Annotated in this window: 17 protein-coding genes; 10 read left to right on the plus strand and 7 right to left on the minus strand. The window is 62.7% G+C overall.

Going from position 1 to position 19,314, the window contains the following annotated elements; translation table 11 throughout:
* Positions 1 to 242 precede the first annotated feature (242 nt).
* Positions 243 to 1,247: a class 1 fructose-bisphosphatase gene (locus tag HUK72_RS07095; protein WP_176596158.1), complete on the plus strand. Its 1,005-nt coding sequence runs from the start codon at positions 243 to 245 to the stop codon at positions 1,245 to 1,247.
* Positions 1,248 to 1,456: 209 nt separating this feature from the next.
* On the opposite strand, the gene HUK72_RS07100 is transcribed toward HUK72_RS07095, so the two are convergent.
* From HUK72_RS07100 to HUK72_RS07115, 4 genes are all read right to left on the minus strand, one after another.
* A complete protein-coding gene (locus HUK72_RS07100) occupies positions 1,457 to 2,497 on the minus strand; it encodes a rod shape-determining protein (protein ID WP_176596159.1) in 1,041 nt (346 codons plus the stop codon).
* Positions 2,498 to 2,611: 114 nt separating this feature from the next.
* Complete coding sequence (locus HUK72_RS07105) at positions 2,612 to 2,992, minus strand: TadE/TadG family type IV pilus assembly protein (RefSeq protein ID WP_176596160.1); 381 nt, start codon at positions 2,990 to 2,992, stop codon at positions 2,612 to 2,614.
* Positions 2,989 to 3,447, minus strand: coding sequence for a TadE/TadG family type IV pilus assembly protein (locus tag HUK72_RS07110; protein WP_176596161.1), 459 nt, complete (start codon positions 3,445 to 3,447; stop codon positions 2,989 to 2,991). The genes HUK72_RS07105 and HUK72_RS07110 overlap by 4 nt, the downstream gene beginning before the upstream one ends.
* Positions 3,444 to 4,700, minus strand: a complete 1,257-nt coding sequence (locus tag HUK72_RS07115; protein ID WP_176596162.1) for a pilus assembly protein TadG-related protein — start codon at positions 4,698 to 4,700, stop codon at positions 3,444 to 3,446. Before HUK72_RS07115 ends, HUK72_RS07110 begins: the two co-directional genes overlap by 4 nt.
* 578 nt (positions 4,701 to 5,278) lie before the next feature.
* On the opposite strand from HUK72_RS07115, the gene HUK72_RS07120 reads away from it, so the two are divergent.
* From HUK72_RS07120 to HUK72_RS07145, 6 genes are read left to right on the plus strand one after another with little or no spacing between them, the layout of a single operon-like run.
* Positions 5,279 to 6,205 carry a cytochrome c oxidase subunit II gene (locus HUK72_RS07120; protein WP_176596163.1) on the plus strand — a complete coding sequence of 309 codons (927 nt, stop codon included), beginning with the start codon at positions 5,279 to 5,281 and terminating at the stop codon, positions 6,203 to 6,205.
* The gene (locus tag HUK72_RS07125) at positions 6,205 to 7,935 is read left to right on the plus strand and encodes a cbb3-type cytochrome c oxidase subunit I (protein WP_176596164.1); all 1,731 of its coding nucleotides are present in this window, start codon (positions 6,205 to 6,207) and stop codon (positions 7,933 to 7,935) included. The genes HUK72_RS07120 and HUK72_RS07125 overlap by 1 nt, the downstream gene beginning before the upstream one ends.
* Positions 7,932 to 8,507 (plus strand): cytochrome c oxidase subunit 3, encoded by a 576-nt coding sequence (locus HUK72_RS07130; protein ID WP_176596165.1) that lies wholly within the window; start codon positions 7,932 to 7,934, stop codon positions 8,505 to 8,507. Before HUK72_RS07125 ends, HUK72_RS07130 begins: the two co-directional genes overlap by 4 nt.
* Before the next feature lie 12 nt (positions 8,508 to 8,519).
* Complete coding sequence (locus tag HUK72_RS07135; RefSeq protein WP_025547800.1) at positions 8,520 to 9,206, plus strand: heme-copper oxidase subunit III family protein; 687 nt, start codon at positions 8,520 to 8,522, stop codon at positions 9,204 to 9,206.
* A gap of 8 nt (positions 9,207 to 9,214) precedes the next feature.
* On the plus strand, positions 9,215 to 9,553 hold the full coding sequence (locus HUK72_RS07140) for a cytochrome C oxidase subunit IV family protein (RefSeq protein ID WP_176596166.1): 339 nt from the start codon (positions 9,215 to 9,217) through the stop codon (positions 9,551 to 9,553).
* Positions 9,554 to 9,556: 3 nt separating this feature from the next.
* Positions 9,557 to 10,231 (plus strand): cytochrome c family protein, encoded by a 675-nt coding sequence (locus HUK72_RS07145; protein ID WP_176596167.1) that lies wholly within the window; start codon positions 9,557 to 9,559, stop codon positions 10,229 to 10,231.
* A gap of 301 nt (positions 10,232 to 10,532) precedes the next feature.
* Here the strand turns inward: HUK72_RS07145 and HUK72_RS07150 are convergent, their stop codons facing one another.
* Complete coding sequence (locus HUK72_RS07150) at positions 10,533 to 10,775, minus strand: hypothetical protein (protein ID WP_176596168.1); 243 nt, start codon at positions 10,773 to 10,775, stop codon at positions 10,533 to 10,535.
* 155 nt (positions 10,776 to 10,930) lie between these two features.
* Between HUK72_RS07150 and HUK72_RS07155 the strand changes: the two genes are divergently transcribed.
* A complete protein-coding gene (locus HUK72_RS07155) occupies positions 10,931 to 13,255 on the plus strand; it encodes an arylsulfatase (protein WP_176596169.1) in 2,325 nt (774 codons plus the stop codon).
* Between the two features lie 144 nt (positions 13,256 to 13,399).
* On the opposite strand, the gene HUK72_RS07160 is transcribed toward HUK72_RS07155, so the two are convergent.
* Complete coding sequence (locus HUK72_RS07160; protein ID WP_176596170.1) at positions 13,400 to 14,098, minus strand: TetR/AcrR family transcriptional regulator; 699 nt, start codon at positions 14,096 to 14,098, stop codon at positions 13,400 to 13,402.
* A 105-nt stretch (positions 14,099 to 14,203) separates the two neighbouring features.
* Between HUK72_RS07160 and HUK72_RS07165 the strand changes: the two genes are divergently transcribed.
* Entirely contained in the window at positions 14,204 to 14,341 is a 138-nt protein-coding gene (locus tag HUK72_RS07165; RefSeq protein WP_176596171.1) for a hypothetical protein, read from the plus strand.
* A gap of 192 nt (positions 14,342 to 14,533) precedes the next feature.
* Here the strand turns inward: HUK72_RS07165 and HUK72_RS07175 are convergent, their stop codons facing one another.
* On the minus strand, positions 14,534 to 16,117 hold the full coding sequence (locus HUK72_RS07175; protein WP_176596172.1) for a Na+/H+ antiporter: 1,584 nt from the start codon (positions 16,115 to 16,117) through the stop codon (positions 14,534 to 14,536).
* Positions 16,118 to 16,422: 305 nt separating this feature from the next.
* Here HUK72_RS07175 and HUK72_RS07180 point away from each other — a divergent pair, with 305 nt between their 5' ends.
* Positions 16,423 to 19,203 (plus strand): TonB-dependent receptor, encoded by a 2,781-nt coding sequence (locus HUK72_RS07180; protein ID WP_176596173.1) that lies wholly within the window; start codon positions 16,423 to 16,425, stop codon positions 19,201 to 19,203.
* Positions 19,204 to 19,314: the final 111 nt, after the last annotated feature.

A 19,314-nucleotide genomic window follows, 5' to 3' on the forward strand; every position in this document is an offset into this window, starting at 1 on the left:
AGACCCCAGCGTCGGCTTGCGCCGCCCTACGGGTCGCTGGGGTGACGGATTTGGATGGGGTGGTGGCGCCAGGTATCGCGGCCAGTCTTGATGCGGGAACGGGTCATCCCCCAAAAGCCTGTTTCATCACATCCGCGTCATGAATTGGCGCTTTTCCAATGCCTGTCCGACCGCTACGGCATAGCTCGATTCCCTGCATGGCGCGCATCCGCCGCCATTTCATTCGAGCGAGTAAGCCGCCTATGTCCATCACCCTCACCCGCTTCCTGATCGAGCAGCAGCGGGAGGCCAATGCCCTGCCCCCCGAGCTGCGCCTGCTGATCGAAACCGTCGCGCGCGCGTGCAAGACGATCTGCCATAGCGTGTCCAAGGGCGCGCTGGGCGAGGTGCTGGGCAGCCTGGACAGCGAAAATGTGCAGGGCGAGGTCCAGAAGAAGCTGGACGTGATCGCCAATGAGCTGCTGCTGGACGCCAATGAATGGGGCGGGCATCTGGCCGCCATGGCTTCGGAGGAGATGGAAACGATCCATCGCATTCCCAATCGCTATCCCAAGGGCGAATATCTGCTGCTGTTCGATCCGATCGACGGGTCGAGCAATATCGACGTGGACCTGAGCGTGGGCACCATCTTCTCCGTGCTGAAGGCGCCGGAGGAATGTTCGGGCCGCGAAGTGACGGAGCAGGATTTCCTTCAACCCGGCACGCAGCAGGTGGCGGCGGGCTATGCGGTTTACGGGCCGCAGACGCTGCTGGTGCTGACCATCGGCGCGGGGGTTTACGAATTCACGCTGGACCGGGAAATCGGATCGTGGCGGATGACCGACGGGCCGATGCAGATGCCGCAGGGCAATGCCGAATTCGCCATCAACATGGCGCGGCGGCGGCAATGGTCGCCGGGCATCGCCCGCTATGTCGAGGAGCGCATCCAGGGGACCGAGGGGCCGCTGGGCAAGGATTACAACATGCGCTGGACCGCTTCGATGGTGGCCGACGTGCATCGCATCCTGAAGCGGGGCGGGATTTTCCTCTATCCGGCGGATCATCGCTATGCCGACAAGGCGCGGCTGCGGCTGATGTATGAGGCGAACCCCATGTCCTTCCTGGTCGAGCAGGCCGGGGGCGCGGCCAGCAACGGCTATGCGCGGATCATGGAGGTGAAGCCGACCGGGCTGCACCAGCGGGTCGGCGTCGTGCTGGGCGACAAGGCCGAGGTGGAGACCGTGATCGCCTATGGGCGGGAAGGGTAAGCGGCGGAAACGAGCCGAAGCGATATAGCGCTTTGTAGGGGATAGAAGCGGGCCGTGCTCCTGCGAAGGCAGGAGCCCAGTTCAGACGGTGCGATAATCCACTGAGGGCAGGACTGGACTCCTGCCTTCGCAGGAGCACGGTGTACTTCAGGGAAAGGGCGGCCCGCTTTCCATCCACGCCCTGCCGTTCGCCCGCTGGCAGGCGGCTGTCAGGAAATGGTCAGCACGCCGTCATAGGCGCGGTCTTCCAGCGCCCGGCCTGCACCCATCGCCACGCAGATCAGCGGCTTTTCCGCGACCGTGACCGGCAGACCCGTCGCATCGGACAGGGCCTCATCCAACCGCTGGAGCAGCGCGCCGCCGCCGGTGAGCGTGATCCCCTCCTCTATGATGTCCGCGGACAGTTCCGGCGCGGTCTGTTCCAGCGCGGTCATCACCGCCATCTTGATCTGGCCGACCGGTTCCGACAGAGCATCGACGATCTCCGCCTCGCTGATCGTCATTTCCGCCGGGCGGCCATTCACCAGATCCCGGCCCTTCACGATCATGCGGCGGCCCTCGCCTTCCGGCGGGGTGGCGGCGCCGAGTTCGCATTTCACCCGCTCTGACGTGGCTTCACCGATCATCAGATTGTGCGTGCGGCGGATGTGGGAGGCGATGGCTTCGTCCAGCCGGTCGCCGCCGACGCGGGCGGAACTGCTGTAGGCTATGCCGCGCAGGGACAGCACCGCCACCTCCGTCGTGCCGCCGCCGATGTCGACCACCATCGCGCCGCGCGGTTCGGTGACGGGCAGGCCGGCGCCGATCGCGGCGGCCATGGGTTCCTCGATAAGCTGGACCCTGTAGGCCCCCGCGTTGGAGGCGGCGTCGCGCAAAGCGCGGCGTTCGACCATGGTGGAGCCGGTGGGCACGCAGATCACCACCTCATGGCGGCGGCCGAAGCGGCTGTGGCCGTTCAGCGCCTTGTCGATGAAATGCTTGATCATCTGTTCGGCCACGTCGATGTCCGCGATCACGCCGTCGCGCAGAGGGCGGATCGCCTGGATGCCGTTGGGGGTCTTGCCCATCATCAGCTTGGCTTCGTTGCCGACCACCTTCACCTTGCGGATGCCGTCGCGAGTCTCGATCGCGATGACGGAGGGCTCGTTGAGCACGATGCCCCTGTCGCGCACATAGATGACCGTGTTGACGGTGCCAAGGTCGATGGCCATGTCGCAGGCGGACGAGGAGAAGAAGCGCGGCAATTTCATGTGGCGGGCGAGCAATCTGTGCAGGGGAAGCGGGATGGCTCCCCCTGCACAGCCCCCTCGTCAAGCAGAAGCAGGGTGCGACAGCCCGTCCGGTATCCGGGTCCAGTTGAGGCGCTAATAGGACCGGCGGGTATAGCTGATCGACAGCGAAGGCGTTTGATAGACGATGAAATTCAGCGGCCGCGAATAGGTCATGGTGATTTCGGTATAGGGCACGCCATATTGGGTGCCGTGGGTGACGGTCGGATTGTTGGTATAGGCCGGGTCCAGGCCGAATTGGCGCGAAGTGACCTTGGCGATGATGTCGGTGTCGGACGGCGTGGGATAGATGCTGGCATAGCGCGCGCCTTCATCCACCGCATGTTGCAGGCCGGTGCGCGCACAGGCGATGATGCCGAGTTGCAGCGCGCCCATCAGCAGCATGATGAAGGGCGGCACGGCAAGGACGAATTCGACCGCCGCCGCACCGCGTTCGTCTCGCGCCAGCCGGATCATTGCAGCCGCACCGAGGCTGAACCGGTGAGCGCGATCCCCTGGGCCGACCAGTTACTGCTGGGCGCGAGTTTGGCGAACATCGGCGTATAAGTCCCTGAAATATTGATCGCGACATAGCGCTTCATCTGCTGGGTCGCGGTGCAGTAATCGGGCGTGGTTTGCGCCGTGCTGTCGCAAATCAGCGCGGGCGTGATGGTGACGTTGTTCGTCGAAACGCCGGCGGCTGCAGCGGCATCCGCCTTCAAATTGCTGTAATTGTTGGAGGATGTAGTGCTGTAACCGCCCGCAGCCGCCAATTGCGCCGCGCGTTCGGCAGCGCGCTGAAGACCGATCTTCGCCTTGAACGCCATGGCGACGTCCCCCGCCATGCAGATCAGCAGCACCAGGACCGGCATGATGATCGCCAGTTCGACCGTGCTGTTGCCGGATCGGTCCGAAAGGAGACGTTTCATCATCCCACCAGCCTCACCAGCGTCGCGACGATTTTATCGACGCCCTTATTGTCGCATTGATTGACGATATTGCTGTTGCCGATGAAGGTGACGCGCTTGCTGACCATCTTCACGCAGGTGGTGGTCATACCCGACGTGCCGCTGAACGCCATCGCCTGGCCCGGGAAATAGAAGGCGCCTTGCAGGACGGAACTCGCATTGCCGTTGATCGTGTTGGTTCCCGAATCCAGCGCCCGCCGGTCCTGGTAGAAGAGGACGCCGTGATAGGGGTTGGTCGTGTCCGTCGGCGCCGTCAGATTGAGCGTTGCGCCGCCATTGATGTTGACGGTGGAGATGGAACCGGGGTTGTTGGTCGCGTTGCCGCTGGTCAGGATGATGGTGACGTCGGTGCCGTTGACCACCGCCTGCGACCCGATGTCGAAGGTTGTGCTGTCGATGAAATAAGTGCCGGGCGCCATGTTGAGCGTGCCCTTGACGTCGAAATTCTTGAAGCAGCCTGGCGTGATGGACTTGCTGTTGTTGGGCTGAACATTGGCATTGCCATTGCAGCCTGACAAATCCGACGCGGTGGGCGTGGGCAGCGACGCATAGGGGTCCTGCACCGGGATGCTGTAGGGCATCAGCGTGGTTGGTGAGACATAGTTGGAACTGGACGTGAGCCCGCCCACAGCCGCGACCGGGGTCGCGGTTATCGTGCTGCTGCCGCCTGCCGTGACGGCGTTCGACGCGCGCGAATTGGTGGCCATGCCGCAGCCCAGATTGACCGTGGCGTTACCCTGGAGCGTAATGCCGACCGCGGTCGTCTTTTCGAGCGTGACGACGCAATAGTCGCCGCTGCCCACCACGGCCGCGGTCGCTTCGCCATAGATGACCGGCGTCCTCACCCCCAATATCTTCGAAAAGGGCAGTTCGGCCGAGGTTTGCAGCAGCACCCGCACCGCCTTGCTGTTGCCAGCATAAGAGCCGGCCGTGGGCGCGTTTTCGATCGTCGGCGTCTGCGTCAAGGTGACCAGCGACAAGCGGCTGATGTCCGATGTCGCGCTGTCCGACGCGCTGAAGCCCTGCGCCACCGCATAGGCGCCGGCGAGCGCCGCGCTGTCCGCCTGGCGCTGAACCTGCCGTTTCCAGAGGGTCCATTGCACCGTATCGGTCGCCAGGCCCGCCGCGCCGATCAATATAGGCATGGAGGCAGCCGCCATCATCAGGACATTGCCCGTCCTGTCCCGCAGCAACCGACCGACCGATCTGCCGAACATTCCCATTCCCTTCCTGCGCGCGGGGCGGCGCCCCGGATCACAGGCGGGATTTTAAATATTGTGAGTTAATGAAATATTATTTTCTAACATAATTTAGTTATACTAAATAGTATATATCTTTGGATATAGGTTTAATAGTTGACCTATACTTGGATGTTGCGCGAGATATTTGAATATATTTGGATTATTTTCAAGTGTCGTTGAAATATAGGTAGGAATGATATTGTGGTAGAGAAATTCGGGCTGCTGCTTGGATGGAGTGAGGTGGCGGAAAGAGGTGGAGAGCGAACGTCGATGCTCGCCCCTGGGTGAATCGTGCTCCTGCGAAGGCAGGAGCCCAGTTCAGACGTTGCGAAGATATACAAAGGGCGAGAGCCTTCGCGGGAGCACCGCGCACTTAATATCAGCAATTGCCCCATTGCTGCCCCGACTTTCCCTGATGGCGGCCCGTCACCTCTTCCCTTCTCGCAAGCGCTTCCCCCAGCGGCATTTTTTCTATAGGCTCCGTCGGCGGTCATTACCGAGGCGACTCGAAATTGCCGGAACGGCGGCGAGCGTCCTATGTAGGGAGAGGGCTTGTGCCGGTTGCGGTAGCCATCGCCATGCTTGTGGCCGGTTCGGTCGCCTTTCACTTGTTCAGTCCATGGTGGCGCACGCCCATCGCCTCCAATTGGGGATCGATCGATTCCGCCCTCGACGTGACGCTGTGGATCTGCGCGGCGGCTTTTGTCGGGTTGAACCTGTTCATGGCTTGGGCGCTGGTCAAATATCGCCATCGCGAAGGGCATCGCGCCCATTATGAGCCGGAGAATAGTTCGCTCGAAAAGCGGCTGACACTGTGGACCGCCATCGGCATTGCCGGAATGCTGGCGCCGGGGCTGGCGGCCTGGGGCAAATATGTGTCAGTGCCGAAAGAGGCCACCGTGATCGAGGCGGTCGGTCAGCAATGGCAATGGTCGTTCCGCTATCCGGGGCCGGACGGGGTGTTGGGCGCGGCGGGGGTCAAATATGTCACGCCGGACAATGGGCTGGGCCTGGACCCGCTCGATCCATTCGGGCGGGACGATATTTTGGTGGAGAGCGGCGACCTGCACCTGCCGGTCGGCAAGCCGGTGAAGATCGTGCTGCGGTCCAAGGATGTGCTGCACGATTTCTATGTGCCGGAATTCCGCGCGAAGATGGACCTGGTGCCGGGGATCGTCACTTATTTCTGGCTGACGCCGACCAAGACGGGGACGTTCGACATCCTTTGCGCCGAACTTTGCGGGACCGGGCATCATGAGATGCGCGGCAAGGTGGTGGTGGAAACGCCCAGGGCTTTTGCGGCCTGGCAGGCGCAGCAGAGCAGTTTCGGGCAGATATTGGCCGAAACGCCGCCAGCCGCCATGTCGATCCTGCTGATCAAGGCCAATGCCTGCATCGTGCCCCAAGCGATTTCAGGTCAGACAGCATCATCCGCCGCCTCTGAAATCGCGATCGACAAAACCGCCTGGAGCATTCGCTGATGGCTACCACACTGGCTGACGACCTGCGCCCGCTGCATCATCCGCATAGCTGGGTCACCAAATATGTCTGGAGCCAGGATCACAAGGTCATCGCCATCCAATATAGCTGCACCGCCATCGGGATCGGGCTGGTGGCGCTGGTGCTGTCGGCGCTGATGCGGTTGCAGCTTGGGTTTCCGGGGGCTTTTCCGGCGATCCAGCCCGACAATTATCTTCAATTCGTGTCGATGCACGGCATGATCATGGTGGTCTATCTGCTGACGGCGCTACTGCTCGGGGGCTTTGGCAATTATCTGATCCCGCTGATGGTTGGGGCGCGGGACATGGTGTTCCCCTTCGTCAACATGCTGAGCTTCTGGTTCTATCTGCTGTCGGTGATCGTGCTGGTGGCGGGATTCTTCGTGCCGGGCGGGCCGACCGGGGCGGGATGGACGCTCTATCCGCCGCAAGCGATCAGCGAGGGGACGCCGGGACATCAATGGGGCATCGTGACCATGCTGGTCAGCCTCGCCATCTTCGTCGCAGCCTTCACCATGGGCGGGTTGAATTACGTGACCACGGTATTGCAGGCGCGGACCAAGGGCATGACGCTGATGCGGATGCCGCTGTCGGTGTGGGGCATCTTCACCGCTTCGGTGATGGGCCTGCTGGCCTTTCCGGCTTTGTTCGTCGCGGCGATCATGATGCTGTTCGATCATCTGGCGGGCACCAGCTTCTTCATGCCGACTATGCAGGCGATGGGGCAGCCCATGGGCACGATCACCCCGACGCAGGGCGGCAGCCCCCTCCTCTTCCAGCATCTCTTCTGGTTCTTCGGCCATCCCGAAGTCTATATCGTCGCCCTGCCCGCCTTCGGCATCGTGTCGGACCTGATCAGCGTCCATGCGCGGCGGAATATCTTCGGTTATCGCATGATGGTGTGGGCGATCGTGATCATCGGGGCGCTAAGCTTCTTGGTGTGGGCGCATCATATGTATGTGAGCGGCATGAATCCCTATTTCGGATTCTTCTTCGCCACGTCGACTTTGATCATCGCCATTCCGACCGCGATCAAGGTCTATAACTGGCTGCTGACCCTGTGGCGCGGCGACATCCATCTGCGCGTGCCGATGCTGTTCGCCATCGCCTTCATCTTCACCTTCATTCATGGCGGGCTGTCGGGGCTGTTTCTGGGCAATGTCAGTGTCGACGTGCCGTTGTCCGACACTTTCTTCGTCGTCGCGCATTTTCATATGGTGATGGGCGTGTCTCCGGTTCTGGTGATATTCGGCGCCATCTATCACTGGTATCCCAAGATAATCGGGCGGATGTGGAACGAGACTTTGGGGAAGCTCCATTTCTGGATCACTTTCCTGGGCGTCTATGCGATCTTCCTGCCGATGCATTATCTGGGGATTTTGGGGGTTCCGCGCCGTTATTACGCTCTGGGCGAGACGGCCTTCATCCCGCAATCGGTGCATCTCGCCAATGCGTGGATCAGCATTGCGGCGCTGGTCGTGTTCGCCGCGCAGGGGCTGTTCTTCTTCAACATGATCTGGAGCCTGTTCCGGGGGCCTCGCGCCGACCCCAATCCCTGGGGCGCGGCCAGCCTGGAATGGCTGACGCCGGACACGCCGCCGGCGCATGGCAATTGGGGGCCGCATCTGCCGGTCGTCTATCGCTGGGCCTATGATTATAGCGTGCCGGGCGCGGCGCGGGACTTCATTCCCCAGACGGAACCGCGGGCATGACCATCCTCGCGCGCCTCACCGAAAAGAGCTGGGAGCCGGGCCCGCAGCCGGTCGAGCGGGATCGGCCGTCGGCGGGGGCGGTGGGGATGGTCGCCTATTTCGGCGTGGCCATGGTGATGTTCTCGCTGCTGCTGGCGGCCTATCTGATGCGCATGGGGCTGCATGCGGGCGCGGAGCATGTCCATGACTGGAAGCCGATGCCCGATCCGCCACTGCTGTGGATCAATACGCTGGTGCTGGCGGCGAGCAGCGCCGCCTGGGAAGTGGCGCGGAGAGAACGGGCCGCGCGCGCGGCAATTGCCGGATCGGCGCTGGGGGTGCTGTTCCTTGTTGGGCAATTGTTGCTCTGGCGGCATTATCAGGGGGCGGGCTATACGCTGTCGAGCAATCCGGCCAATGCCTTTTTCTATCTGCTAACGGCGCTGCATGGGCTGCACATCATCGGCGGGCTGTTTGCCGCCGGACGGGCGCTGGCGGCGGCCAATATGCGCAATGTCGCCCTTTGCGCGCTCTACTGGCATTTTCTGTTGATCGTCTGGCTGGTTCTGGCCGCTTTGCTGCTGTCGACTTGAGGATGTATCGCCATGGCTCAGGCTGTCCCAGATAGAGAAGTCATCGCTCCCACGTTGAGGGAGATTGCGTCCGACTGGTCCGCCGATCAGGAAGTCTTCCGCCATACCCATTGGGGCAAGGCGATGATGTGGATATTCCTGCTGAGCGACACCTTCATCTTTTCCTGCTTCCTGACCGGTTACATGACGATGCGGGCGTCGGCTGTATTGCCCTGGCCCAATACGGCGGAAGTGTTCGCCCTGAATATCGGCGGGCAGGATATACCGCTCGTACTGATCGCGATCATGACCTTTGCGCTGATCAGTTCCAGCGGCACCATGGCGATGGCCGTCAACTTCGGCTATCAGCGCGACCGGCGGAAAACGACGGCGCTGATGCTGCTCACCGCTTTGTTCGGGCTTGTCTTCCTTAGCATGCAGGCGTTCGAATGGAGCAAGCTGATCTTCGAAGAGGGCGTGCGGCCGTGGTATAATCCCATGGGCGCGCCGCAATTTGGCGCGACCTTCTTCATGATCACCGGCTTTCACGGGCTGCATGTGACCTGCGGGGTCATATTGCTGCTGATCATCGCGTCCAAGGTGGCGCGGGGACATTATGACAAGGCGGGCGATTATTCGGCGGTCGAGATCGCAGGGCTGTACTGGCACTTCGTCGATCTCGTCTGGGTGTTCATCTTCGCCTTTTTCTATCTCTGGTGAGGGGCTTCATGCAGCATAATCCTTCAGCGGCCCATGAGGGCCAGCAACATCCGATCAGCCTGTATCTGAAGGTCTGGGGCCTGCTGTTCCTGCTCAGCGCCATGTCCTATCTGGTCGATTACATGCATGTGCAGGGGATCGTGCGCTGGGTGCTGATCGTGACCTTCATGTTGCTGAAGGCGGGGCTGATCCTGTCCATCTTCATGCATCTAGCGTGGGAGCGGCTGTCGCTGATCTATGCGATATTGGTGCCGCCGCTGGTGCTGCTGGTGCTGGTGCGGATCATGACGATCGAGGCGAATTACGCCTTCTGGACCCGCGCCATCTTCATGGGCGGAGGGGGTTGAGCCATGGGCCGGATGCATGGGATGGCGGTGGGGCTATGCGTCGCGGGGGCGGCAGTGACGGCGCTGGGGCTGGGATGGTTCAGCGACAAGCTCTATACGCGGGTGCGGCCGGGGGAGCTGGCCTATAAGCCGATGGACGAGATGCCGCCCCGCGTCGACATGGCGTCGATCCAGCGCGACTGGCCCGCCAGTTTCAGCGAGGCGGGGGAAGGCAGCCGGGTGATCGCCTATCATCGGGATATGCGGGGGAAGGCGCCGATGCCCGGGACGGGCGCCGGCGGGGCGGCGGCTGCTCCTCAGGTTGATCTGGGCACCCTGCTCGCCAGCGCGGATGCGGGCGTGGGGAAGCAGAAGGTGCAGCTTTGCATGAGTTGCCATGACTTCACCCAGGGCGGACCTAACCGCATTGGGCCTAATCTGTGGGGCGTGGTCGGGCGGCCGGTGGCGAGCCATGCGGGCTTTGCCTATTCGCCCGCGATGCAGGGGCATAAGGGCAGTTGGAGCTATGAGGCTTTGTTCGCCTTCCTCGCCTCTCCGGGGCGCGATGTGCCGGGGACGAAGATGAGCTTTGCCGGATTGCGCAAGCCGGAGGACCGGGCGGCGGTGATCAAATATCTGGCGACCTTGGGGACCGAGGCGCCGCCTTTGCCGCAGCCGAAGGTGGTTGCGGTGCGGTAAGATATTGGGGACGATGTTGGTGGGTCACATCCCACCTCCGTTCGGGCTGAGCTTATCGAAGATCTGCTCTTTTCTTGAAGAGAAGTAAGGCCCTTCGACAAGCTCAGGGCGAACGGAGGTGGAGTGGTGCCAATTCACATAATTGCTAAGAGTCCGTTTGAGAAATCGCGGAATAGCGATTTCCGAGGCGGCACCAGCCCTCTCCCCCACCCGGCCACCCAACGGCAGTATTTTATGGGTGGCCGGGTGGGGGAGAGGGCTGGTGCCGCAATGCGCCAATAGGCGCATTCTCAAACAGGCTCTATGGACTAGGGCGCCGCCAGTCTTCCTCGACCAGATAGCGGCTGAGGAAGGTCGACCCCTGCCGCGCCGCTGTTCTGGCGATGTGGCGGCGGATGTCATTGTCGCTGGACGATCCCAATACGGCGCGGAAGGCCTCCATGGCCCTGGCCGTGGGTTCGCGTTTCAGGTCGACATAGGGTTGGAAAATATCGCCAAGCGCCTGTTCCCAGGCCTTTTCGATCTGGAGTAGCCGTTTTTCCATGGCTCGCCTCGCTGCGCAACATGCTGCGCCAGTGAATATGGTGTGGCGGACGGCCCGCGACAAGTGCGGCGTCCCTTGCAGGACGCTTGACTTCAATCAATTGCGTTAATATAAAAACTGCACCATAGGATAAAATATTGCAGCAGGAGTGTTCGATGTCCTCCCTTCGCTCAGCGTTCGCCCGGAAATGGCTGGCCGCCCTGCCCCTGCTCGCGATCACCGCCCTGCCCGCCGCCGCGCAGAACGCGCCCGCGCAGAAGGTCTATGGCCGCACGCCCGCCGAATCCTCCCCGCCCGTCTGGCCGCAGCCGGTGCGCGCCGCCAAGGGCGCGCCCAATATCCTGCTGATCATGACCGACGATGTGGGCTTCGGGTCCAGCAGCACCTTTGGCGGGCCAGTACCGACGCCGACCTTCGACGCGCTGGCGAAGGCCGGGTTGCGCTACAACCAGTTCAACACCACCGCCATCTGCTCGCCCACGCGGGCCTCGCTGCTGACGGGGCGCAATCCGCAGGCGGTGGGCATGGGCTATGTCGCCAATTGGGCGACGGGCTATGACGGCTATAACAGCGTCATTCCCAAGAGCGCCGGGACGATGGCGCAGATATTGAAGGAAAATGGCTATAACACCGCCATGATCGGCAAGGGGCATGTGACCCCTGAATGGGAGATGAGCCGCGCCGGGCCGTTCGACCGCTGGCCGACGGGATTGGGCTTCGAATATTTTTACGGCTTTCTGGGCGCCGACAGCAGCATGGCGGAACCCAATCTGGTCGAGAATATCAATCCCGTCTCCCCGCCCGCCGGGCCTGGCTATCATCTGGAGCAGGATTTGGCCGATCATGCCATGGCGTGGATCGACAGCCAGCATGCCGCCGCGCCCGACAAGCCTTTCCTGCTCTATTACGCCACCGGCACCGCCCATGCGCCCAACATGCCGCCGGCTGATTGGCTGGCGAAATTCCGGGGGAAGTTCGATGCGGGTTGGGACGTGCTGCGCGCCGAAACCGTGGCGCGGATGAAGAAGCTGGGCGTCATTCCGGCGGGGACGGACGATGCGCCGCATCCTGGCACTCTACCCCACTGGGACAGTCTGACGCCCGATCAGAAGCGGCTCTATGCGCGTTATATGGAGGCTTATGCGGCCTCGCTGGCCTATGCCGACGCGCAGATCGGCCGGGTGATCCAGAAGCTGCGCGACAATGGCGAGCTGGACAATACGCTCATCATCTACATTCAGGGCGACAATGGCGCGAGCGCGGAGGGCAGTTTCGACGGCAAGCTGTTCGAGCAGTCGGCTTTGAGCGGGGTGAAGGAAGACCCCGCCTATGCGCTGGCCCATATTGACGAGATCGGCACGAAGGACGCCTATAATCTGATGCCGGGCGGCTGGGGCTGGGCGATGAACGCGCCCTTCCCCTGGGCGAAGCGCTATGGGTCGCATTTCGGGGGCACGCGCAACGGCATGGTGGTGGCGTGGCCGGGGCATATCAAGGATGCGGGCGGGCTGCGCAGCCAGTTCCATCATGTCAGCGACATCATGCCGACCGTGCTGGAGGCGGCGGGGGTGAAGGCGCCGGAAATATTGGACGGCGTGCCGCAGCAGCCGATCACCGGGATCAGCATGGCCTATAGTTTCCAGGCGAAGGATGCGCCCTCGCGCCGCACCATGCAGGTGTCCGCGATGGCGCAGAATTTGAGCATCTACAAGGATGGCTGGGTCGCCGCGACCGCGCCGATGGTGACGCCTTGGGAGCGGACGCCGCCCAAGCCTGAGCCGCTGGATGAGCGGACCTGGCAGCTTTACGATGTTCGCAGCGACTTCAGCGAGGCGCATGATGTCGCGGCGGCCAATCCGCAGAAGCTGGAGGCGCTAAAGGCGCTGTTCTGGGCGGAGGCGGCACTGTCCAACATGCTGCCGATCCATGGCAGCGAGGGCGGGCAGAAGGGGCGGCCCGATCCCAATGAGGGGCGGACTATGTTCAGTTACAGCGCGCCGGTCAGCCATGTTCCGGAGAGCGCAGCGCCGGCTTTGGTGGGGCGGTCCTTTGCGGTGACGGCGAGGATCGGGGTTCCGGCTGAGGGCGGTAAAGGCGTTCTGGTGGCGCAGGGCGGGCGGTTTGGGGGGTATAGCCTGTTCTTCGATAATGGGCGGATCGCGTTCACCTATAATCTGACGCCGGCGCATATGACGCGGATCGTGGCGCCCTCTGCGGTGGCGGCGGGCGCGCATGTGGTCGGGCTGGACTTTGCGATGGACAAGGACGTGCCGACCAGTGGGGCCGATGTGACGCTGACGGTGGACGGCAAGGCGGTGGCGCGGGGGCGGGTCGAGCGCACCTTCGCGCAGGTGGTGTCGCATACCGAGGATTTCGATGTGGGGATGGATCTGGTGAGTCCAGTCGATCCGGTTGCCTATGAGAGCGCGGGGAGCTGGTTCAATGGGGTGCTGGAAAGGGTTGAGGTGGGGGTGAAGTAGGCTTGGTTCTGGCCCCTCCACACACGTCATGCTGAACTTGTTTCAGCCTCCATTTCTCCGGATCGAGCCTTGGCCTGTGGTGCACAATGGATGCTGAAACAAGTTCAGCATGACGGTATTTTCAAGGATGGCCGTCGCATAAAATTAGCTCAACCCCGCAAACCAATCCTCCACCGAAGCCGGGACTCCCCTCTCCTCCCCCGACGGCGCCAGCAGATTCGCCCGCGCCGTCATCATCACGTCGCGCACATGCTGGTCGAGTGCCACGGCGCGGTCCTCCGGCGCAGCATGGTCCCAGCGGACCAGCACGCATTGCAGCATCATGTTGCACAGGAGGATGCGGTTGCGGGCGATGTCGGGATGCACATGTCCGGCCAGCGCCGTCAGATGGCCCATCAGCCGCAGCAGGTTCGGTGCCCTGTCGCGGGTGCGGGCGAACAGGCTGGAGGTCAGGGACCAATATTGCGTCGCGAAGTGCAGCATGAAGGCGGCGTAGGGATGCTTCCCTCGCTCATCGGTCAAGCGCAGTTGCGGCAGGAACAATATGCCCAGCAGCGCCAGCGGATCGCCAAGCCTGCCCTGTTCCTCCAGCCGGCCCAGCATATCGCCGCGGATGCCGTCCATCTGTTCGGCGCGGGCGGCGAAGATGGCGGCGAGCAGCCCGTCCTTCGATCCGAAATAATAAGTGACCGCATTGGTGTCGCCGCATTGGGCGGCGGTCGCGATCTCGCGCATCGAGACGGCGTCGATGCCGCGTTCCGCGAACAGCGCTTCGGCGGCCTGGATCAGTCGGGACGCGGCGGGGACGGCGTGGCGTTTGCGGGGCGTGGGTCGGTTCGTCATGGGCGGCGGGAAGTATAGAGCGAAGTAGAGGCAAAAACAGCGCTCGACATAAATATTGCACTATTGTATAGTTTTAATACACTCCCCGCAAAAGAGGAGAGGAAAATGGCGCTTGCCCTGATGTTCGAGCCAATCCGCATCGGCGGAATGACCGTCCGCAACCGGATCGCCGCGCCGCTCGACCTCGCTGGCGCGGAGCGGCACGGGCTATCAGATCGCGCTCACCGGCTTTGCGGAGAATAGCTGCTCACCCGGCTTCGATCCGCAGGGCGTGGGATCGCGCAGGTGCGGCGTGTTCCGCCACCCGCTGGCCGAATGCGGTGGAGCTGCACGCCAATCATGACGATCTAATCAAATGGTTCCTCTCTCCGCTCACCAACCGGCGCGGCGACGATTATCGCGGCAGTTTCCAGAAGCGCATGAGAGGAGAGTTCGTCACGCCTTGGCGGACAAAGCGCTCAGTTCCTCCAGGTCGAGGTCGCGTTCCAGTTCCTGCAACGTATGTTCGTCGATCTCACCGGTGCGGTGGAGGCGGAGCAGTTCCTTGCGGCCGGCGGCTATGGCCTTCAGCACCAGGTCGAAATGGGCGTGGAGCGTGTCGGAAAATTCCTCCTCCTGCCCGGCATAATTGGCCGAAAGTTTGGCGTGGCGTTGGTAGCGCTCCAGCAGGCGGGGGTGGAGCAGCGTGCCTTCCGCATCATAGGCGTGGACCTCCACGATGCGGACCTGCGCCTGGGCCATGGCGGCTTCGGCCTCGCTCATGGTCATGCGCGGGCGGTCGCTTTCCGGTTCGACCAGCTTCACCAGACGGATCACCGCGCCCAATGTCGTGCCTTGCAGCAGGACGGTGCCGATGATGACGGCGAAAGCCGTGGTCAGGATGAAGTCGCGGCCGGGAAAAGCCTCCGGCACGCTGAGCGCCACCGCCAGCGTCACCACGCCGCGCATCCCGGCCCAGCCCAGCACGGTCGCTGAGCGGGGACCGAGCGGTTTGTAGCCGCAAATGCCCATCGCCCTCAGCCCAGCGATCACGGCGTCCGACCCGAACACCCAGAGGAAGCGCGCAACGATGAGCGCGGCCAGGATCGCCAGGATGGGCAGCGTCATTTCGTCCAGCACGACGCCCAGGCCGCCCACGCGCTCGATCACGCCGCGCAGCGACGATCCGATGAGGAGGAAGACGAACGCTTCCATGAGGAAGATCATCACCGCCCAGAAAGCCGTGCCATTCATCCGCACCATCGCGGGGAAGACGACATGCTGGTACCAGCCGCAGATGAGACCGGTCGTGACCGTCGCGATCACGCCGGAGGCATGGATGGATTCCGCCAGCAGATAGGATGCCCATGGCGCCAGCAGGGAGGAGGCGATCATCAGATATTTGTCGTCCAGCCGCCGGACCGTCAGCACCCAGAGCGCGCCGATGGCGGCCCCGACCAGCGCGCCGCCCGCCGCCAGCATGACGAAGCTCTGCAAGGCGTCGACCATGCTGAAGGCGCCGGTCACGCCCGCCGCTATGGCGAAGCGGAAGAGGACGAGGCCGCTGGCGTCGTTGAACAGGCTTTCCCCTTCGAGCAGGATCGAGAGGCGGCGCGGCAGATGGACGCGTTGCAGCACCGCGCGGGCGGATACGGCGTCGGGTGGCGAGACGATGGCGCCCAGCGCGGCGCAGGCGGCCCAGGGCAGGCCCGGCACCAGCCAGTGCGCGACCGCCGCGACGACCGCCGTGGTGAAGATCACCGCGCCGACCGCCAGCGCGACGATGCCGAACATATGCCGCCGCAGATGCCGCAGCGCGATGAACCAGGCGCCGTCCATCAACAGCGGCGGCAGGAAGATCACCAGCACCAGTTGCGGATCGAGCGAGATCACCGGCAGGCCCGGCAGGAAGGCGAACAGCGCGCCCCCGGCCAGCAACGCCACCGCCGGGGGCAGGCCCAGCTTGTTCGCGGTATAATGCAGGACGATGATCGCCAGCAGCATGACGATCACCAATTCGAACAACTGCATTGGGTGCATAGGCCCCTCCCCCGCCCGTTCCGCGCCACCACCCTATGGCATAAAATCGGTGGGGCCGGGGATGAAAATGCCAATGACGGCAACGGGTTCGGGAGGCGGAGTCTTTCGGCGGAAATATTCCCGGCGCGGCGCGGCTGGCGGCCGCCGGGCCTTGGCCGGACGCCCGTATTTTCAGATTATCATTCATTATCAATATGATGATCCTTACCACTGAATACGTATGTGGGATTCTGTGCAGACCATGGGCCGGGCGGCTATCGATGCGGCAAGAAACACAAGCAATGCGCTTTGGGGAGGGTCCACAAATGCACAAATTCCATCATTCCATCTTGCGAGCGGCCCTTCTGGCTGGCGCTTCGCTGTCGGTCGCGGCGGTCGCCTCCGCGCAGACCACGGCGGAAACCGCTGCACCGGCCGAACCGCAGGGGGATGCGATCGTCGTCACCGGCATCCGCGCCTCGCTGGCCTCCGCCGCGAAGATGAAGCGGGATTCGGTGCTGATCGTGGATTCGATCTCCGCCGAAGACGTCGGCAAGCTGCCGGACGTATCGATAGCGGACTCGCTGGCGCGCCTGCCCGGCGTGACGGCGCAGCGGCTTGAGGGTCGCGACCAACGGCTCTCGATCCGTGGCCTTGGCCCGGACTTCTCGACCACGCTGCTCAACGGGCGCGAGCAGGTGACGGTGGGCGACAATCGCGGCGTGGAATATGACCAATATCCATCGGAATTCTTCCAGAACGTCAATGTCTACAAGAGCGCCGACGCGGCGCTGATCGCGGCGGGCATTTCCGGTACGGTCGACCTGCGCATGCTGCGCCCGCTGGACAAAAAGGACCGGGTCGTGGCTCTGTCGCTGCGCGGTCAGATGAACGGGATGGATAAGCTCAATCCCGACGGCAAGCGCTACGGCTATCGTGCTTCGGCCACCTATATCGACCAGTTCGCGAACGACACGCTGGGCCTGTCGCTGGGCTTTTCCGCCTCGCAGACGCCTTCGCAGGATGAACGGTTCAATGCCTGGGGCTATCCGACCGATGCCAGCGGCAACCTCATCATCGGCGGCGCCAAACCCTATGTGCAGTCGAACCTGTTGAAGCGCTATGGCGCGGTCGGCACGCTGGAATGGCAGCCGAGCGACAATTTCCATTCGACCTTCGACGTGCTGGCGTCGCATTTCGAGGAGGAGCAGCGGCTGCGCGGCATCGAGTTCCCGCTGGTCTGGGGCAGCAATGTCGGCGTCAGCGACGTGACGGTCGACAATGGCTTCGTCACCGGGGCGACCTTCAGCAATGTCTATGGCGTGCAGCGCAACGACTATAACAAGCGCAAGGCGGATACGATCTCGCTGGGCTGGAACAATGATGTCCGCCTCAACGACACGCTGAAGCTCAATGTCGATGCGAGCTGGTCGCGGGCCAAGCGTACCGACTTCCTGCTGGAGACTTATTCGGGGACTGGCTATCTGCGTTCGGGCGTGCCGGATACTGTTCGGGTCGAGCGACAGTCGAACGGTCTGTTCCGGATTATGCCGACGCTGGACTATACCGATACTGACATCATCAGCCTGACCGATCCCAATGGGTGGGGCTATAACGGCACGACGGCGGTGGTGCAGGCGGGTTTCCTCAACCGGCCCAAATTCATCGACGACATGAAGTCGTTCCGCGCGAACCTGGTCGGGGATATTTCGGGCAGTCTCTTCTCCCAGTGGGAAGTCGGCGGCAACTATAGCCGCCGCAAGAAGACCAGTGCCTATACTTCCTATTTCCTCTGCCCGCCGGGCGGCACGAACTGCACGGTCTCCGGCGGGACGCCGGGGTCGGTGACGGTGCCGAGCGAGGCGCTGCTGGGATCGAACGTCTCGCTCGACTATCTGGGCGTGCCGGCGATGCTGACGCTCAACCCGCTCTACCTCTACGACAATGTGCTGGATGCGGTGTATGACAACCGCCCCGGCTCGCTGGTCCGCGACAATGTGGTGAAGGAAGACGTGTTCACCGGCTATGCCAAGCTGAGCATGGACGGGGAACTGGGCGGCAAGCCGCTGAAGGGCGCGATTGGCGTGCAGGTGATCCATTCGCGGCAGGCATCGACCGGGACCATTTCCAACTTCGCCAACGGCGTCGTGACAGTGCTGCCGGTATCAGGCAAGGACAGCTATACCAACGTCCTGCCGAGCGCGCAGATTTCCGTCGAGCTGGAGCCGAGCTTCTTCGTGAAGCTGGGCGCGGCGCAGACCATGGTGCGCCCGCGTCTGGACCAGGAACGCGTCAATCAGGAATTCAGCGTCGACCTGTCGAAGGTCGGCCTGGGATCGGACCCGCAATATAGCCCGTTCAGCTCGAACGGCGGCAACATCATGCTGCGGCCCTATCAGTCGACCAATATCGATCTGTCGCTGGAGAAATATTTCCGGGGCGGCGGCTATGTGTCGGTTTCGGGTTACTTCAAGAACCTGACCGACTTCGTCGATCCGAACAACAATATCGCCTATGACTTTTCCGGCGCGCTTTCGACGCTGCCGCCTGCGGCTCAGGCCATTGTGCAGCAGCAGGGCAGCACTATCGGCTTGCTCAAGGCGCCCGCCAACACCGGCAAGGGCACGATCATGGGCGTCGAGGCGACCGCGTCGCTGCCGTTCAAGCTGTTCAGCCCGGCGCTCGACGGCTTCGGCATCTTCGCCAGCGGTTCCTATACGCATAGCGAGGTCGAATATGGCAGCAATCCGACCGAAAGCGTTACCTTGCCCGGCCTGTCCAAATGGGTCGCCAGCGGCACCGCCTATTTCGAGAAGGCCGGTTTCCAGGCGCGGGTGAGCTATCGTTACCGCTCCTCCTTCCTGGGCGAAGTGGCGGGGCTTTCGGCGGCGCCGACCTTCCGCACGGCGAAGGCCGAAGGCATTCTCGATGCGCAGATCGGCTATGAGTTCCAGTCCGGGCCGCTTCAGGGGCTTTCGATCCTGCTGCAAGGCAAGAACCTGACCGATCAGCCCTTCGTCACCTATCAGAATGACGATCCGCGGCAGGTGATCGACTATCAGCGCTATGGCCGGGATTATTATCTGGGTCTGACTTACAAGTTTTAACGTCCCCACGACTGCCTGACTGCACGCAGGCAGTTCTCCCCCGGACCGCCGCCCCTTTCAGGGGTGGCGGTCCTCCCTTTTTATGTTCCCCTCCCGTAGACGGGAGGGGTT

It is taken from the genome of Sphingobium sp. 15-1 (assembly GCF_013375535.1).
Classification (GTDB): Bacteria; Pseudomonadota; Alphaproteobacteria; order Sphingomonadales; family Sphingomonadaceae; genus Sphingobium; species Sphingobium aromaticivastans.

Excerpts from the sequence above, each read along its gene's own strand:
- HUK72_RS07100 (WP_176596159.1), bottom strand. The coding sequence starts at position 2,497 with ATGAAATTGCCGCGCTTCTTCTCCTCGTCCGCCTGCGACATGGCCATC.
- HUK72_RS07180 (WP_176596173.1), top strand. The coding sequence starts at position 16,423 with ATGCACAAATTCCATCATTCCATCTTGCGAGCGGCCCTTCTGGCTGGC.
- HUK72_RS07105 (WP_176596160.1), bottom strand. The coding sequence starts at position 2,992 with ATGATCCGGCTGGCGCGAGACGAACGCGGTGCGGCGGCGGTCGAATTC.
- HUK72_RS07130 (WP_176596165.1), top strand. The coding sequence starts at position 7,932 with ATGACCATCCTCGCGCGCCTCACCGAAAAGAGCTGGGAGCCGGGCCCG.
- HUK72_RS07115 (WP_176596162.1), bottom strand. The coding sequence starts at position 4,700 with ATGTTCGGCAGATCGGTCGGTCGGTTGCTGCGGGACAGGACGGGCAAT.
- HUK72_RS07145 (WP_176596167.1), top strand. The coding sequence starts at position 9,557 with ATGGGCCGGATGCATGGGATGGCGGTGGGGCTATGCGTCGCGGGGGCG.
- HUK72_RS07135 (WP_025547800.1), top strand. The coding sequence starts at position 8,520 with ATGGCTCAGGCTGTCCCAGATAGAGAAGTCATCGCTCCCACGTTGAGG.
- HUK72_RS07175 (WP_176596172.1), bottom strand. The coding sequence starts at position 16,117 with ATGCACCCAATGCAGTTGTTCGAATTGGTGATCGTCATGCTGCTGGCG.
- HUK72_RS07110 (WP_176596161.1), bottom strand. The coding sequence starts at position 3,447 with ATGATGAAACGTCTCCTTTCGGACCGATCCGGCAACAGCACGGTCGAA.
- HUK72_RS07095 (WP_176596158.1), top strand. The coding sequence starts at position 243 with ATGTCCATCACCCTCACCCGCTTCCTGATCGAGCAGCAGCGGGAGGCC.
- HUK72_RS07160 (WP_176596170.1), bottom strand. The coding sequence starts at position 14,098 with ATGACGAACCGACCCACGCCCCGCAAACGCCACGCCGTCCCCGCCGCG.
- HUK72_RS07165 (WP_176596171.1), top strand. The coding sequence starts at position 14,204 with ATGGCGCTTGCCCTGATGTTCGAGCCAATCCGCATCGGCGGAATGACC.
- HUK72_RS07150 (WP_176596168.1), bottom strand. The coding sequence starts at position 10,775 with ATGGAAAAACGGCTACTCCAGATCGAAAAGGCCTGGGAACAGGCGCTT.
- HUK72_RS07140 (WP_176596166.1), top strand. The coding sequence starts at position 9,215 with ATGCAGCATAATCCTTCAGCGGCCCATGAGGGCCAGCAACATCCGATC.
- HUK72_RS07125 (WP_176596164.1), top strand. The coding sequence starts at position 6,205 with ATGGCTACCACACTGGCTGACGACCTGCGCCCGCTGCATCATCCGCAT.
- HUK72_RS07155 (WP_176596169.1), top strand. The coding sequence starts at position 10,931 with ATGTCCTCCCTTCGCTCAGCGTTCGCCCGGAAATGGCTGGCCGCCCTG.